The following is a 15,366-nucleotide window of genomic DNA, read 5'->3' on the forward strand; positions in this document are numbered from 1 at the left end:
CGCGCAGGTCCGCGGGACAGGAGACGACGTCGCGTGCCCACCGCGCACCGGCCGGCAGATCCCCGCCGTCCTCGGGTGCGGCACCCCCGGCGGCGACGAGTGCGACACGACCCTGATCGGCGGCATCGAGAGCGTCGACCGCGGCGAGGGCGGACTGGATCGACTCGGCGGCGACCGCGTCGGCAGCCGGACCGAGCGCCGCGGCGACCGCGGTCTCGTAGCCGGGTTCCACCTGCAGCCGCTCCGCCAGCGGCCCGAGCAGACCCGCGTCGGGTCGGTGTTCGAGGAGCCAGGCGGCGCCGTCCTTGCGTTCGAGGCCCATCGACAGTGCTTCGATGCGCGCGCCGAGGGACGCGACCTCCTTACCGGCAGCACGCTCGGCGTCCTGCAGTTCCTTGACGCGTTCGTCGGCGATGCGCAGCGCTTCGAGCGCGCGCTCGTGCTGGGCGTCGGCGTCGACCTCCCCGGCGTCGAGATCGTCGATGCGGGCCTGCGCGGTCTCGAACTCGGCCTGCGCCGCAACGCCGCGCAGCCGGGCCTCCTCGATGGCGACGGTCAGCCGCGCGACCTCGGCGTCGATCGATTCGGCGCGGGTGCGCATCGTGTCGACCTGGCCGGACAACCGGGCGAGGCCTTCGCGACGGTCGGCGACGGCACGCACCGCGGCCAGATGCGCTCGTTCCGCGGTGGCGGCCGCCTCCTCCTGTACGGCGAGCTGTTCCCGGGCGGCCTCGAGGGTGCCGTGGGCGATCTCGACGGCCTCGAGGAGTTCGGCCTCCTCTTCGGCGATGCGGTCGGCGCGTGCCTCCATCTCGTCGGGGTCCTGTCCGGACCGCGCGACCGGGGCCTCGTCGAGGTGGCGGGCCCGTTCCTGGGCGATGCGCACGGTCGCGCCGAGCCGTTCGGCGAGCGCAGACAGCCGGAACCAGGTCTGGGAGGCCGCTTCGGCACCCGGGGTCAGGCGCGCCACGGCCTGCTCGTGCCGGGCGAGTTCCGCGTTCGCCTCGTCCAACGCGGCCAGGACGTGGTCGAGGCGTTCGCGGACGATGCGTTCCTGCTCGTCCTGTCCGGCGAACTCGGCACGCCGGGTGACCAGATCGTCGGCGGCCAGCCGGAGCCGCGCGTCGCGCAGGTCCGCCTGGATGGTCTGGGCACGCCGCGCGACCTCGGCCTGCCGTCCGAGCGGTTTGAGCTGGCGGCGCAGCTCCGCGGTCAGGTCGGTCAGGCGCGCGAGGTTCGCCTGCATCGCGTCGAGCTTGCGGACCGCCTTCTCCTTGCGGCGGCGATGCTTGAGGACCCCGGCCGCCTCCTCGATGAAGGCACGCCGGTCCTCGGGACGCGACTCGAGAATCGCGGAGAGCCGGCCCTGCCCGACGATGACGTGCATCTCGCGGCCGATGCCCGAGTCGGAGAGCAGTTCCTGCACGTCCATGAGGCGGCACGAGGTGCCGTTGATCTCGTACTCGCCGGCACCGTCGCGGAACATGCGGCGGGTGACGGACACCTCGGAGTATTCGATGGGCAGCGCGCCGTCGCTGTTGTCGATGGTCAAGGTGACCTCGGCGCGGCCCAGCGGCGGGCGTCCGGCGGTGCCGGCGAAGATGACGTCCTGCATCTTGCCGCCGCGCAGCGCCTTGGCGCCCTGCTCCCCCATCACCCAGGTCAGGGCATCGACCACGTTCGACTTCCCGGAGCCGTTGGGTCCGACGACGCAGGTGATGCCGGGTTCGAAACGCAGAGTCGTCGCGGACGCGAAGGACTTGAAGCCCTTGAGCGTCAGACTCTTCAAATACATGAGGAAAAACCCTACCCGCGCGCTACCGCTCGACGAATCCGGTCAGATCTCCACGTGCCGGTTCCCACGATTCGACGACGAGCCGCACCTCGCCGGGGGTTTGCCCGGAACGGAGCCACGCGAGGAGTCGTTCGAGTGCGGGACGCGTTCCTTCCGCGATGACGAGCACCCGGCCGTCCGGGTGGTTGGTGGCGTGCCCGACGAGACCGAGTTCGAGGGCCCGGGCCCGGGTGAACCACCGGAAGCCCACACCCTGCACGCGTCCGTGCACCCACGCGGTCAGACGTTCGGCCGAGCCGGATGCAGGGGTGGTCACGGTTGCCTCCTCTTCCTCTATCCGCCCGCGGGGGCTGCCGCGCGGACGGTGCCGTCGAATCCGGTGGTGTAGATGGTGTTCGGATCCCAGCCCGGTCCGGCGCCGAACGCGACGGACGAGACGAGCGGGATACCCTCGGCGACACGGCAGGTGTCCCCGGTCTCCGGGTCGACGCGCAGGATCGCGCCGGCCAGGTTCAACGCGACGTACAACGCGCCGTCCGGCCCGAGCGTCAGGTCGTCCGGTACCTGCAGCAGGCCGGGGCCGGGCAGGTCGATGCTGCGGACCGGCCCGGTGAGGTCGGTGGCGTCGAGGACGTGCAGCCGGTTGACCCCTTCGAATGTGGTGACGGTGTAGACGGTGTCGTCGTCGACCTCGATGCCGTTGACGGAGCCGAGGTCGGTGCGCAGCACGGTGCCCTCGCCGCCTCCGGCAGGAACGTGGGACAGGCCCACCGCGCCCAGGTCGCGCGACGTGAGGAACGAGCCGTCGGGCAGCATGCCGAGACCGTTCGGCATGACCAGTCCGGTCGCGACGGTGCGGCGCTCGCCGGTGTCCAGGTCGACGGCGTCGATGGTGCCGTCGGGCGTGTCGTCGAGCCCGGCCGCGGTGGTGTTGCCGACGTTCAGGTAGGCGGTGTCGCCGTCGACGACGATGCCGCCCGGCCCGGTGACGTCGTCCAGGACCGTGTCGACCGTGCCGTCGGGTGCCACACGCCGCAGCGCGCCGTCGCCGGTGAGAGTCCCGTCGGAGACGAGCAGCCCACCGCGTCCGTCGAATGCCAGATTCTCGAGCACCCCGAGTCCGGACGTCACCGTGGTGACGGTGCGCGGTGCGCAGGCTGCCGGTTCGGCGGTCGCCGTCGGCACCGCGACCATTCCCAGGACGGTCGCGGCCGCGGCCCCGACCGCGATCTGCATCGTGTTCTTCCCCATCGAATCCCCCTCCGAGCTACTGCCTGCGGCCGATCACGCGTCCGCGGTGATCGTCAGGCTCACCTTCGTACCGGACTTGAGGGTACGGCCGACGGTGCACACCTTGTCGACGGACCGCTCGACCAGGGTGAGCAGTCGCTGCTGCGCGTCGGCGTCGAGTTCGGACAGGTCGAGGATCATCTCCTCCTCGAGGTGGGGGTACACCTCGTTCTCCCGGTCCGCGGGACCGGAGACCTTGATGGTGGCGTCGTAGTCGTCGCCGAGCCGACGCGAGAGCGGGAAGTCCGAGCTCATGCCGGAGCAGGCGGCGAGCGCGATCTTCAGCAGCTCACCGGGGGTGAAAACACCCTCGACGGTCTCGGAGCCGATGAGCACTTCGGCGCCGCGCGAGCTGCGTCCCGTGTAGCGGCGGGTGCCGGTGCGCTCGACCCACAGTTCGGTGGGCGGGGTGTCGGGAGTCTGGTCAGCCATGGTTCGAATCCTGCCACGGCACCCCGACGACGTTTTCACCGAGGATCGCCGGGGTCCGCTCGGCGATGCCGACACCGGCGACCGACGGAATCGTCCTCGGGACCGACACTTCCGCCGAGGGACCGATTCCGCCTTGTGGCACAGGGCAATGCGGTCCGTCAGGGGCGACGGGCACGCGGCCGGGGCTGGCACACCGGGCAACTGTAGGACGAGCGGTTCATGAACTTCTCGCGGCGGATCGCGGCGCCGCACCGCGTGCACGGCCGGTTCTCCTGGCCGTACACGTCGAGGGAGCGGTCGAAGTAGCCGGATTCACCGTTGACGTTGACGTAGAGCGCGTCGAAAGAGGTACCGCCCTGCGCGAGTGCCTCTCCCATGACCTCACGTGCCGCCGCGAGCACTGCCTTCAGCTTGGGCCGCGACAACGTGTCGGTGATCCGGTTTCCGTGAAGCTTTGCGCGCCACAAGGATTCGTCCGCATAGATGTTGCCGACGCCGGAGACGACGGTCTGGTCGAGCAACGCGCGCTTGATCTCGGTGTGCTTGCCCCGCAGGACCTTCACGACCGCGTCGGCGTCGAATCGGGGATCCATCGGGTCGCGGGCGATGTGCGCCACCGGCACCGGCAGCAGGTCGCCGTCGACCTCCACGAGCGGGGCGAGCGCCCAGCCGCCGAAGGTCCGCTGGTCCACGAACCGCAGATCCGCGCCGTTGTCCAGCACGGCGCGGATGCGCAGGTGCTTCTCGTCGGCGACGGACGGTGGTTGCACGAGCATCTGACCGCTCATGCCCAGATGCACGACGAGCGCCATGTCGGCGGGCTCGAGCACCAGCCAGAGATACTTGCCGCGTCGCTGCACGTCGACGAGCGTCTGCCCGGTCAACTGGAGCGCGAGGTCGCGCGGGCCGGGTTCGTGCCGCCGGACCGCGCGCGGATGCAGCACCTGCACGGATTCGATCGCCGCACCGAGCACATGCTCGTGCAGGCCACGGCGGACCACCTCGACCTCGGGGAGTTCGGGCACCGCGGATCAGTTCTGTTCGGTGTCGGTCTCGTCGTTCCCGGCGACCGTGTCGCCGGCATCGGAGGTCGCGCCGTCGGTCAGCGCCTGCCACGCCGTGGCCGCCGCCTTCTGCTCGGCTTCCTTCTTGGTGCGGCCCACGCCGACGCCGAGCGCGGAACCGGCGACGAGCACCGTCGCCGTGAATTCCTTGTCGTGGTCCGGGCCCGTCGCGGAGATCTCGTAGACGGGGACACCCACGCCGCGTTCGGCGGTGAGTTCCTGCAGGCTGGTCTTCCAGTCCAGTCCGGCTCCGAGCCGCGGACCGCGCTCGAGGAGATCGGCGAACAACCGGAGCACGACGCCGCGCGCGACGTCGATGCCGTGTTCGAGATGGACTGCGCCGAGCAGAGATTCCATGCCGTCGGCGAGAATGCTGGCCTTGTCGCGGCCGCCGGTCAGTTCCTCACCCTTGCCCAGCAGCAGGTGCACACCGAGACCACCCTCGCCGAGGCCACGGGCGACCTCCGCGAGCGCGTGCATGTTCACCACGCTCGCGCGGATCTTGGCGAGTTCGCCCTCGGACCGGTCCGGATGCGTGAGATAGAGCTTTTCCGTGACGGTGAGGCCGAGAACCGCGTCGCCGAGGAACTCGAGGCGCTCGTTGGTCGGCAGTCCCCCGTTCTCGTAGGCGTACGACCGGTGCGTGAGCGCCAGCCTCAGCAGTTCGGGGTCCAGTGTCACGCCGAGGGCGGCGAGGAGAGATGCGTGATCCTCCTCGCCGCCCACGGACGGTGTATTCATCGACTTGTTCGCCACGATGCCTACCGAATCAGACGGCAGCGGTCACCTGACGGCCGTTGTACGTGCCGCACGACGGGCACGCCACGTGAGGCAGCTTCTTCTCGCCACAGCCACGGTTCGGGCAGGTGACGAGGGTCGGCGCAGTGGTGTTCCACTGGCTGCGCCGCGACCGGGTGTTGGAACGCGACATTCTGCGCTTGGGGACGGCCACGTCTACTTCTCCTCGTTGTTCTTGCTGTCAGGTGCACTGCTGGGTTCTTCGGATCCTGCGCCGATGGCAGCTGCCAACCCAGCCCAGCGAGGATCGATTATTTCATGCCCGTGCCCGGATTCCGCAATCGCCAGGCGAATGCCGCATTCCGGGCACAGTCCCGCGCAGTCGTCGCTACACAACGGCCGCAGCGGAAGCTCCAGTCCGACGGCGTCGACGATGACCGGCTCCAGGTCGATCTCGTCGTCCACCATCCGGTAGACCTCGTCCTCCTCGGTGGTCTGTTCCGTGACGCTGTTCGGGTAGGCGAACAGCTCCGTGAGATACAGGTCCACCGAGCCGGTGAACGGCTCGAGGCACCGCGAGCACTCGCCGACGGTCTCGGCGCGGACGGTGCCCGTCACGAGCACGCCCTCCGAGACCGCCTCGAGCCGCAGATCGAGTTCCACATCCGTGCCCTGTTCGATCGCGACGAGGTCGAGACCGATACGCGAGGGCGACGGGACGACCCGGCTCACCGTTCGCATCGAGCCCGGGCGGCGGCCGAGAGAGATCACGTCCAGCACAAGACCCTCGTCCCGGGCGGGACGAGACGCACTGTGATGACGGGAAGACACGGCAACTCGCTTTCGGATCGACGGCACGAAGCCGTCAGTTGTACTGGGCAACCCCCCAATGGTACGCGACGCGGCGTGCCACAGGGAAATCCGCCCGGTGCGCGAGTTCAGCGGCGGCGTTCGGCGCGCCAGTCCGCCTCCGCGTAGTCCGGAGCCCCGGCGGTGCGCAACTGCTGCCGGCCTCGCCCGACCGAGCGCAGTGTCGTGTTGAGGATCTCCTCGAAATCGGCGAGTTTGCCGTCGACATACTCGTCGCATTCGGTGCGCAGCCGGTCCGACTCGGCGTGGGCACTGTCGATCACCCGGGCCGATTCGGCATGGGCCGCCTGCACGACCTCGGTCTGGGACACCAGCCGTGCCTGCTCGGCTTCACCGTCCGCGACGGCCCGCTCGTAGGACGCCTTCCCGGACTCGATCATGCGGTCCGCCTCGGCCCGGGCCCGGCTGGTGAGGGCCTCGTACTGCCGCTTGGCCTCGGCCACGGTGTCCTCGGCTTCGGCGCGCGCGTCGTGGACCAGTTCGTCGGCGTGTGCCCGCGCCTCCTGCACCATCCGGTCGGCCTGGGCCTTCGCGTCGGCGAGCATGCGGTCGGCGTCCGCCCGGGCCCGCTCGAGCAGTTCCCGCGCCTCTTCGTCGGCGTCGCCGACGGTCTTGTCCGCCAGGGCCCGCGCGTCGCCGACCAGACGGTCACGGTGGTCGAGGACGTCCTGCGCGTCGTCCAGCTCGCTGGGCAGCGCGTCCCGTACGTCGTCGAGGAGTTCGAGAACATCCCCTCGCGGGACCACGCAACTCACGGTCATCGGCACACCACGTGCTTCCTCGACGATCGCGACAAGTTCGTCGAGTGCCTCGAAAACCCGATACACGCCCAACCCCATTCCTCGTCCGGTCCGGCCGGTGCGGCCGCGGCCAGCTGCCAGTCTGCCGCAGGTCGCGCGGTGCGGCGCGACCCTCGGGGGCGTGTCGGCGAACCCGGTGCCCGTGTTGTCGAAACCGTTATCCGGCGAACGTGACCTGGGCTACTTGCCCGCGGCCCGTTCGGCGATCCGCGCGAGCAGCCGCTTGTGCACCGTCGCCGGCAGCATGTCCGCGACGTCGCCGCCGTAGGTCGCCACCTCCTTGACGAGCGAGCTCGACAGGTAGCTGTACGCGGGATTGGTTGCGACGAACAGGGTGTCGACGCCGGTGAGCTTGTGGTTCATCTGCGCCATCTGCAGCTCGTAGTCGAAGTCGTTGGCGCCGCGCAGACCCTTGACGATCGCGGTGATGCCGTTGGCCTTCGCGTAGTCGACGAGCAGTCCCTGCCAGGCATCGACGCGGACGTTGCCGAGATGCGAGGTGGCCTCGGCGAGCATCTCGAGGCGCTCGGGCACGGTGAACATGCCCTGCTTGTTCGGGTTGACCAACACGGTGACGACGACCTCGTCGAACTGCAGTGCGGTTCGGCTGATGACGTCGAGATGTCCGTTGGTGACAGGGTCGAAGGATCCAGGACAGACGGCGCTGCTCATGATTCAGAACCGTAGCAGGTGGCGACCTCGATCCGGGTCTCCCCGTACTTGCGGACGCGTCCCGCCTCGAGGGCTTCCGGCCACACCGTTTCCGGTGACCGCGAGGAGCGTTCGAGCACGACCACCGAACCGTCCCCGACCCACCCGCCGTCGACGAGAGCGGTCAGCACCCGGGACACGGCGTCCTCGTCGATCGCGTACGGCGGATCCGCCAGCACGAGGTCGTAGACGCGGTCCGGGGTGCCGGCCAGCACGGTCGACACCGGTGCCGCGCGCAGCACGGCACCGGGCAGCCCGACCTCGGCGATGTTCTGCCGGACCACGGCCGCGGCCTTGGTGTCGGACTCGACGAGCAGCACGTGCGCGGCGCCCCGTGACAGGGCCTCGAGACCGAGGGCACCGGATCCCGCGTAGAGGTCCAGTACCGCGGCCCCGTCCAGGTCCATCCGCGCATCGAGCGAACTGAACAGTGCCTCGCGGACACGTTCGGAGGTGGGCCGGGTACCGCGGGGCGGCACCTTCAGGCGCCGCCCCCCGGCCCGGCCCGCGACGATCCGTGTCACTCGGCGCTTTCCTCGGTGGACACCACCACCAGCAGATCGCCACCCTCGACCTGCTGGACACCACCGATCGCGAGGCGGGTGATCTGACCACCCCGCGGCGCGGTGATCGCCGCTTCCATCTTCATGGCCTCGATCGTGGCGACGGTGTCACCCGCGGCGACCTTGTCGCCCTCACCGACGACGAGGGTGACGGTGCCGGCGAACGGCGCGGCCACGTGACCGGGGTTGTTCCGGTCGGCCTTCTCCGCCGCCGGGACCTCGCTGGCGATGGACCGGTCGCGCACGGAGACCGGACGCAACTGCCCGTTGAGGATGCACATCACGGTCCGGAAGCCGCGCTCGTCGGCGTCCGAGATCGCCTCGAGGCCGATGAGCAGTTCGACGCCCTTGTCGAGCTTGACGCGGTGTTCCTCACCCTGGCGAAGGCCGTAGAAGAACTGGTTCGCCGACAGTTCGGAGGTGTCGCCGTAGGCGTCGCGGTGTTCTTCGAACTCGCGGGTCGGCGCCGGGAACAGCAGCCGGTTGAGGGTGCTGCGACGCTCGAGCGAGCTGCCGCCCAGTGCCTTCTCGTCCTCCGTCGCGAGCTGCGCTTCGGCCTTCGGTTCGCCGCGGCCGGCCAAGGCCTTGCTGCGGAACGGCTCGGGCCAGCCCCCGGCGGGGGTGCCGAGTTCGCCGCGCAGGAATCCGACGACCGAATCCGGGATGTCGAAGCGGCCCGGATCGGCTGCGAAGTCGTCGACGGACACACCGGCACCGACGAGGTGCAGCGCGAGGTCGCCGACGACCTTCGACGACGGGGTGACCTTGATCAGCCGGCCCAGGAGCCGGTCGGCGCCGGCGTAGGCGGCCTCGACGTCCTCGAAGCGGTCGCCCAGCCCCAACGCGATGGCCTGCTGGCGCAGGTTCGACAGCTGACCACCCGGGATCTCGTGCGTGTAGACGCGGCCGGTCGGGGCGGGGAGCCCGGACTCGAACGGCGCGTACACCTTCCGCAGCGCCTCCCAGTACGGCTCGAGATCGCACACGGCCTGCAGGTCCAGGCCGGTGTCGTACTCGCTGTTCGCTGCGGCCGCGACGATCGCGGACAGCGCCGGCTGGCTGGTGGTACCGGCCAGTGCCGCCGACGCGCCGTCGACCGCGTCCGCACCCGCCTGCCACGCCGCCAGGTAGGTGGCGAGCTGACCGCCCGGGGTGTCGTGGGTGTGCACGTGCACCGGCAGGTCGAAGTTGCTGCGCAGCGCCGAGACGAGGGTCGCGGCGGCGGGGGCGCGCAGCAGCCCGGCCATGTCCTTGATCGCCAGCACGTGCGCGCCGGCCTCGACGATCTGCTCGGCCAGCTTCAGGTAGTAGTCGAGCGTGTAGAGCGTCTCGTTCGGGTTCGACAGGTCGCCGGTGTAGGACAGCGCGACCTCGGCGATCGTGGTACCGGTCTCGCGGACCGCGTCGATCGCCGGTCGCATCTGGTCGACGTTGTTGAGGGCGTCGAAGATCCGGAAGATGTCGATGCCGGTGCTCGCCGCCTCCTGCACGAACGCCCGGGTCACCGCCTCCGGGTACGGCGTGTAGCCGACGGTGTTGCGACCGCGCAGCAGCATCTGCAGGTTGATGTTCGGGATCGCCTCACGCAGCGCCGCGAGCCGCTCCCACGGGTCCTCGTGCAGGAAGCGCAGCGCCACGTCGTAGGTGGCACCGCCCCACGCCTCGATGGACAGCAGTTCCGGGGTCATCCGCGCGACATGCCCGGCGACGGTGAGCAGGTCCTTGCTGCGCACGCGGGTGGCGAGCAGCGACTGGTGGGCGTCGCGGAAGGTGGTGTCGGTGACGCCGAGTGCCTTCTGCTCGCGCAGCGCACGGGCGAAGCCTTCGGGACCGAGTTCGAGCAGCCGCTGCCGCGAACCGGCCGGCGGCTCGGTGCTCAGGTCGATCACGGGGAGCTTGTCGTGCGGGTAGACCGTGGTGGGGCGCTGGCCGTGCGGCTTGTTGACCGTCACGTCCGCGAGGTACCGCAGGATCTTGGTGCCGCGGTCCGCGGAGGAACGCAGCGTCAGCAGCTGCGGACGCTCCTCGATGAACGAGGTGGTCACGTTGCCGGCCCGGAAGTCCGGATCGTCGAGCACCGCCTGCAGGAACGGGATGTTCGTGGCGACACCGCGGATGCGGAACTCGGCGACCGCGCGCCGGGCCCGCGCCACTGCGGCCTCGAGGTTGCGGCCGCGGCAGGTGAGCTTGACGAGCATCGAGTCGAAGTGTGCCGAGACCTCGGCACCGACCGAGGTGCCGCCGTCGAGGCGGATACCGGCGCCTCCGGGCGTGCGGTAGCCGGTGATGCGGCCGGTGTCGGGCCGGAAACCGTTGGCCGGGTCCTCGGTGGTGATGCGGCACTGCAGCGCGGCGCCGCGGATCGTGACGGTGTCCTGCGACAGGCCCAGATCCGACAGGGATTCACCGAAGGCGATGCGCATCTGCGCCTGAACGAGGTCGACGTCGGTGATCTCCTCGGTCACCGTGTGCTCGACCTGGATGCGCGGGTTCATCTCGATGAACACGTGGCGGCCCTGCTTGTCGAGCAGGAACTCGACGGTGCCGGCGCACTCGTAGCCGATCTCCTTCGCGAACGCGACCGCGTCCGCGCAGATCTTCTGTCGCAGCTCCTCCGGCAGGTTCGGTGCCGGGGCGAGTTCGACGACCTTCTGGTGCCGGCGCTGCACCGAGCAGTCCCGCTCGAACAGGTGCATCACGTTGCCGTGCTTGTCGGCGAGAATCTGGACCTCGATGTGGCGCGGGTCGACGACGGCCTGCTCGAGGAACACCGTCGGATCACCGAACGCGGCGTCGGCCTCGCGCGAGGCGGCTTCGATCGCTTCGCGCAGCTGGCTGCGCTCGGCGACGCGGCGCATGCCGCGTCCGCCACCACCGGCGACGGCCTTGACGAACACCGGGAACTCCATGTCCTCGGCGGCGGCGAGCAGCGCCTCGACGTCGGACGACGGCTCGGACGAGGCGAGGACCGGCAGACCGGCCGCCTTGGCGGCGGCGATCGCGCGGGCCTTGTTGCCGGTCAGTTCCAGCACCTCGGCGGGCGGGCCGATGAAGGTGATGCCGGCTTCCGCGCAGGCTGCGGCGAGGTCCGGATTCTCGGACAGGAATCCGTAGCCCGGGTAGATCGCGTCCACGCCCGCGGACTTCGCGGCCGAGACGATCTCTTCGACCGACAGGTAGGCGCGGACGGGATGTCCCTCGACACCGATCTGGTACGACTCGTCCGCCTTCAGCCGATGCAGCGACTTGCGGTCTTCGTAGGGAAACACCGCGACGGTCCCGGCACCCAGTTCGTAGGCGGCACGGAAGGCGCGGATCGCGATCTCGCCACGGTTGGCGACAAGCACTTTCGAGAACATTGGACGAACGTACCTTGCCGCAACATGCCGATTTTCACCCCCGTCCCACATTCTGGGATGTGGGACGAATGTGGCAAGACTGAAACGATGCAGTTCCGGGAAGTGGTAACCCGCAGGTAATACGGAGGGTGCGCCCGTTTTTACCTCACAGCCGGATCGCACCTGCTGTGCGCGGAACGTTACCTCGCCCGGGGGTGTTCCGCCGGGCCGCGCGGCTCAGGACTTCTCGAGGTATTCGACCCGCGTGCTGTCCAGGGCCGCGGTGACCATCCGCGCGAGTCCGGGATGCCCGTCCAGGCCCGGATCCTCGTCGGTGATCGCCCGCGCGAACGCCTGGGCGGCGGCGATGACCTCCACGTCGTCGACGAGGGAGAGGAGCCGCAGCGTCGACGCCGTGCCGGACTGCGCGACCCCGAGCACGTCGCCCTCGCGACGTTGCTGCAGATCGAGCTGTGCCAGCGCGAACCCGTCGGTGGTGCCGGCCACCGCGTCGAGCCGCATCATCGCCTGCGATCCCGGGCGGCTGTCGGTGACGAGCAGGCACAGCCCTTGATGCCCGCCTCGCCCGACGCGACCGCGCAGCTGATGCAGCTGACTGACCCCGAACCGGTCGGCGTCGACGATCACCATCACCGTCGCGTTGGGCACGTCCACACCGACCTCGACGACGGTCGTGCACACCAGCACGTCGATCTTCCCGGCGCCGAAGTCGCGCATCACCGCGTCCTTCTCGTCGGCGGGCAACCGGCCGTGCAGCAACCCGACGCGCAGGTGACTCAGCGGGCCGGTGGACAGCTCCTCGTACTGCTGCAGCACCGACTTCGTGTCCGGTGGTTCGGCACCGGCCTTCGCCGCCTTGCCCTTTCCACCGCGACCCTTCGTACCGCGGGCCGGTTCCGCGTCCTCGAGAACGAAGAAGTCGGCGTCGGCGTCCTCGTCCGCATCGCCGTCCCCGATCCGGGAGCACACGACGTAGGCCTGCCGCCCCTCCGCGACCTCCTCGCCGATCCTCTCCCACGCGCGGCCGACCCAGCCCGGATGCACCTTCGCCGGCACGACCCGGCTCACGATCGGTGAGCGCCCGCGCGGCAGTTCCGTCAGGGTCGAGACCTCGAGGTCGCCGAGGACGGTCATCGCGATCGTCCGCGGAATCGGGGTCGCGGTCATCACCAGCACGTGCGGGCTCGCACCGTCACGGCCGCGGTTGCGCAGTGCGTCCCGCTGTTCGACCCCGAAGCGATGCTGTTCGTCGATGACGACGAGGCCCAGGTCGAAGAACTCCACGCCCTGCTGGATCAGCGCGTGGGTGCCGATGACGATGCCGGCGTCGCCGTTGACGGTGTCCAGCAGCGCCTGACGTTTGCGGGCCGCGGACATCGAGCCGGTCACCAGCGTCACCTTGGTCGCGAGTTCGTGGGCGCCGAGCTCACCGGCGGCGGCCAGGTCCCCGAGCATCGAGGTCAGCGACCGCGCGTGCTGCGCGGCGAGCACCTCCGTCGGCGCGAGCAGCGCGCACTGGTGTCCGGAGTCGACGACCTGCAGCATCGCCCGCAACGCCACGATGGTCTTGCCGGAACCGACCTCGCCCTGCAGCAGCCGGTTCATCGGGTGCGCCACCGACAGGTCGGCGGCGATCTCCTCGGCGACGGCGAGCTGACCGGTGGTCAGCTCGAAGGGCAAGCGCCGGTCGAATTCGGCGGCGATGCCGTCGTCGCGGCGCGCGCAGATCGGCGCGGTGCGCACGGCGACGTCGTGCCGGCGGCGCGCAAGCACCAGTTGCAGCGCGGTGGCTTCGTCGAAACGCAACCGCGCCCGCGCGGCGGTCACCTGATCCTTCGTGTCGGGCAGATGAATGGTGCGCAGCGCCTCGTCCAGGCCGACCAAGCCGTGCTCGCGGCGCACCCAGTCCGGCAGCGGGTCGTCGACGACCTCGAGCTGGTCGAGGATCTGCCGCACACAGCGCATCACCGTCCACGACTCGACGTCGCGGGTCGCCGGGTACATCGGGATCAGCGCCCGATCGAAGATCGACATGTCGATGCCGTCGCTGCCCTGCGCGCTGCGGGCCATCCCGGCCAGCGCGCCCGCACCGCGGACCCGGGTCGGCGCGGGTGTCGTTCCCCCGACCTCCGCGTCACGCGGTTCGGGAAGGATGACGTAGCTGGGATGGGCCAGGCTCCACTTGTCCCGGAAGTACTTCACGGTTCCCGAGAACATGCCGCGCACGCCGGGCTTGATGTTGTATTTGACCTTGTGCGGGTTGAAGAACGTCACGTCGATCTTCTGCCGGTCCGAAACCAGCACCACCGCGAGACGCGTGCCGGGCCGGCTCTTCATCCGCACCTCGTCGGCCTTCTCGACCCGCGCGATGATCGTGACGTGCTGGCCTTCCTCCGGCTGCGCGTCGCCGAGTTCGGCGCCCTGGGTCGCGTAGCGGTGCGGGTAGTGGCGCATCAGGTCCTCGACGGTGGACATGCCGAACGCGTCGAACAGGGCGTCGGCGGTCTTGCGTCCGAGAAGATGATCGAGTCGGTCCGCGAGTGTCGCCACTGCCGTCCTTTCGCCGTGTCCGCTTCTACCCGGTTCGGCGCCTACTCGACGCCGAGTTGCAGCAGGTCGCTGCCCTGTCCCCCGTGATACACCACGACCTCCACCTCGGGATGGTGCGCGTCGAGGTGGGCGGTCAGCTGTTCGGCGAGGCCCTCGGGAGCGCCGGAACCGACCAGCATCGTCACGAGTTCTCCACCCGCGGCGAGGACCTTGTCGAGAAGCGACGCGCCCGCTGCCACCAGATCATGCTCGATGACTACGACATCGTGGCCGGACAAACCGAGGCTGTCGCCGGGCTCGCACGTTCCCACCCAGGTCAGGGCACGTTCCTGCGCGATGCGCAGCGAGCCCCAGCGGGTCGTCGCGGCGGCCTCGGTCATTGTGAACGCGTCGTCGACCGAGTCCCGTCCGGCGTCGTGCACGGCGAGGGACGCGAGCCCCTGCACCATCGACCAGCTCGGCAGGAACATCACCGACCGATGGTCGTCGCGGGTCGCCGCCCCGACGGCGATGAGGTTCTGCTCGCTGAGCGAACCGTTGGGCAGCACCAGCACCTCGGGGGCGTCGACCGCGCGGATCGCGTCGAGCACTCCGGGAATGGTCATCGGGCGGTCGGCCCGGACGACGACGGCCCCTTCGGCCTCGAACAGCTCGGCGGCGCCGTCACCCTCCACGACGGCGAGCACGGCCCGGCCCGGCGAGGCCGGAGGTTGCCCGTGCCCGCCGCAGTTGTCCCGGCGCACCGCGTCGAGCGCGAAACAGGTGATCTCGATGCGATGGACGGTCCCCGCCGCCAGCCCCGCCTCGACCGCCGCCCCGGCGTCGCAGCAGTGCACGTGCACGGACCAGGTGCCGGCGCCGTCACCGACCACCGCGACGGAGTTGCCGAGAGCGTCGAGCCGCGTCCGCAGCGCTTCCATCCGCTCGTCGTCGGTGTCGCCCACGAAGTACATGACCTCGTAGTCCTGCACGGTGTCGTCGTCCGCGGTCGAGAGCTCCTGCCGAGTGGCGTCCGGGCGCCCCGCGGAACGCACCGGCGGAACGGGCCGGGTGGTGAGGCTGAGGCGGCGGTCGGGCCGTTCCCCGGTCACCACCTCGACGAACACGTCGAGCAGGATGAGCAGGCCGAGGCCGCCGGCATCGACGACACCGGCCTCGGCGAGGACGTCGAGCTGCGTGACGGTGCGCTGCAGC

14 protein-coding genes are annotated in these 15,366 nt (G+C 70.1%); all 14 read right to left on the bottom strand.

The window, feature by feature from the left end; translation table 11 throughout:
* Window positions 1–1,795: AAA family ATPase (locus ACN675_RS23070; RefSeq protein WP_420753055.1), on the bottom strand; the 1,795-nt coding region annotated here is incomplete at its 3' end.
* 22 nt (window positions 1,796–1,817) lie between these two features.
* On the bottom strand, window positions 1,818–2,111 hold the full coding sequence (locus tag ACN675_RS23075) for an acylphosphatase (protein WP_420753056.1): 294 nt from the start codon (window positions 2,109–2,111) through the stop codon (window positions 1,818–1,820).
* Between the two features lie 17 nt (window positions 2,112–2,128).
* Entirely contained in the window at window positions 2,129–3,046 is a 918-nt protein-coding gene (locus tag ACN675_RS23080; RefSeq protein WP_420753057.1) for an SMP-30/gluconolactonase/LRE family protein, read from the bottom strand.
* Window positions 3,047–3,079: 33 nt separating this feature from the next.
* Complete coding sequence (locus ACN675_RS23085) at window positions 3,080–3,517, bottom strand: OsmC family protein (protein WP_420753058.1); 438 nt, start codon at window positions 3,515–3,517, stop codon at window positions 3,080–3,082.
* Between the two features lie 158 nt (window positions 3,518–3,675).
* Entirely contained in the window at window positions 3,676–4,542 is an 867-nt protein-coding gene (mutM, locus tag ACN675_RS23090; protein ID WP_420753059.1) for a bifunctional DNA-formamidopyrimidine glycosylase/DNA-(apurinic or apyrimidinic site) lyase, read from the bottom strand.
* A 6-nt stretch (window positions 4,543–4,548) separates the two neighbouring features.
* On the bottom strand, window positions 4,549–5,322 hold the full coding sequence (gene rnc / locus ACN675_RS23095; protein WP_420753060.1) for a ribonuclease III: 774 nt from the start codon (window positions 5,320–5,322) through the stop codon (window positions 4,549–4,551).
* Window positions 5,323–5,350: 28 nt separating this feature from the next.
* Window positions 5,351–5,533 carry a 50S ribosomal protein L32 gene (gene rpmF, locus ACN675_RS23100; RefSeq protein WP_003939052.1) on the bottom strand — a complete coding sequence of 61 codons (183 nt, stop codon included), beginning with the start codon at window positions 5,531–5,533 and terminating at the stop codon, window positions 5,351–5,353.
* Window positions 5,534–5,535: 2 nt separating this feature from the next.
* Window positions 5,536–6,150 carry a YceD family protein gene (locus ACN675_RS23105; protein WP_420753066.1) on the bottom strand — a complete coding sequence of 205 codons (615 nt, stop codon included), beginning with the start codon at window positions 6,148–6,150 and terminating at the stop codon, window positions 5,536–5,538.
* 107 nt (window positions 6,151–6,257) lie between these two features.
* Entirely contained in the window at window positions 6,258–7,016 is a 759-nt protein-coding gene (locus tag ACN675_RS23110; RefSeq protein WP_420753061.1) for a DivIVA domain-containing protein, read from the bottom strand.
* A gap of 153 nt (window positions 7,017–7,169) precedes the next feature.
* Window positions 7,170–7,661, bottom strand: a complete 492-nt coding sequence (coaD, locus tag ACN675_RS23115; RefSeq protein WP_197256156.1) for a pantetheine-phosphate adenylyltransferase — start codon at window positions 7,659–7,661, stop codon at window positions 7,170–7,172.
* Window positions 7,658–8,224: a 16S rRNA (guanine(966)-N(2))-methyltransferase RsmD gene (gene rsmD, locus ACN675_RS23120; protein ID WP_420753062.1), complete on the bottom strand. Its 567-nt coding sequence runs from the start codon at window positions 8,222–8,224 to the stop codon at window positions 7,658–7,660. The genes coaD and rsmD overlap by 4 nt, the downstream gene beginning before the upstream one ends.
* Window positions 8,221–11,622, bottom strand: coding sequence for a pyruvate carboxylase (locus ACN675_RS23125; protein ID WP_420753063.1), 3,402 nt, complete (start codon window positions 11,620–11,622; stop codon window positions 8,221–8,223). Before ACN675_RS23125 ends, rsmD begins: the two co-directional genes overlap by 4 nt.
* A gap of 216 nt (window positions 11,623–11,838) precedes the next feature.
* Window positions 11,839–14,172, bottom strand: a complete 2,334-nt coding sequence (gene recG, locus ACN675_RS23130; RefSeq protein ID WP_420753064.1) for an ATP-dependent DNA helicase RecG — start codon at window positions 14,170–14,172, stop codon at window positions 11,839–11,841.
* 41 nt (window positions 14,173–14,213) lie between these two features.
* Window positions 14,214–15,366, bottom strand: a 1,153-nt coding sequence (locus ACN675_RS23135; RefSeq protein ID WP_420753065.1) for a dihydroxyacetone kinase, incomplete at its 5' end; no start/stop codon positions are given.

The organism is Rhodococcus sp. O3, assembly GCF_048897285.1.
Taxonomy (GTDB): domain Bacteria; phylum Actinomycetota; class Actinomycetes; order Mycobacteriales; family Mycobacteriaceae; genus Rhodococcus.

Bases quoted from the DNA above. Each gene is read 5' to 3' on its own strand.
- ACN675_RS23125 (WP_420753063.1), bottom strand. From the start codon at position 11,622: ATGTTCTCGAAAGTGCTTGTCGCCAACCGTGGCGAGATCGCGATCCGC.
- ACN675_RS23085 (WP_420753058.1), bottom strand. From the start codon at position 3,517: ATGGCTGACCAGACTCCCGACACCCCGCCCACCGAACTGTGGGTCGAG.
- rnc (WP_420753060.1), bottom strand. From the start codon at position 5,322: ATGAATACACCGTCCGTGGGCGGCGAGGAGGATCACGCATCTCTCCTC.
- ACN675_RS23080 (WP_420753057.1), bottom strand. From the start codon at position 3,046: ATGGGGAAGAACACGATGCAGATCGCGGTCGGGGCCGCGGCCGCGACC.
- coaD (WP_197256156.1), bottom strand. From the start codon at position 7,661: ATGAGCAGCGCCGTCTGTCCTGGATCCTTCGACCCTGTCACCAACGGA.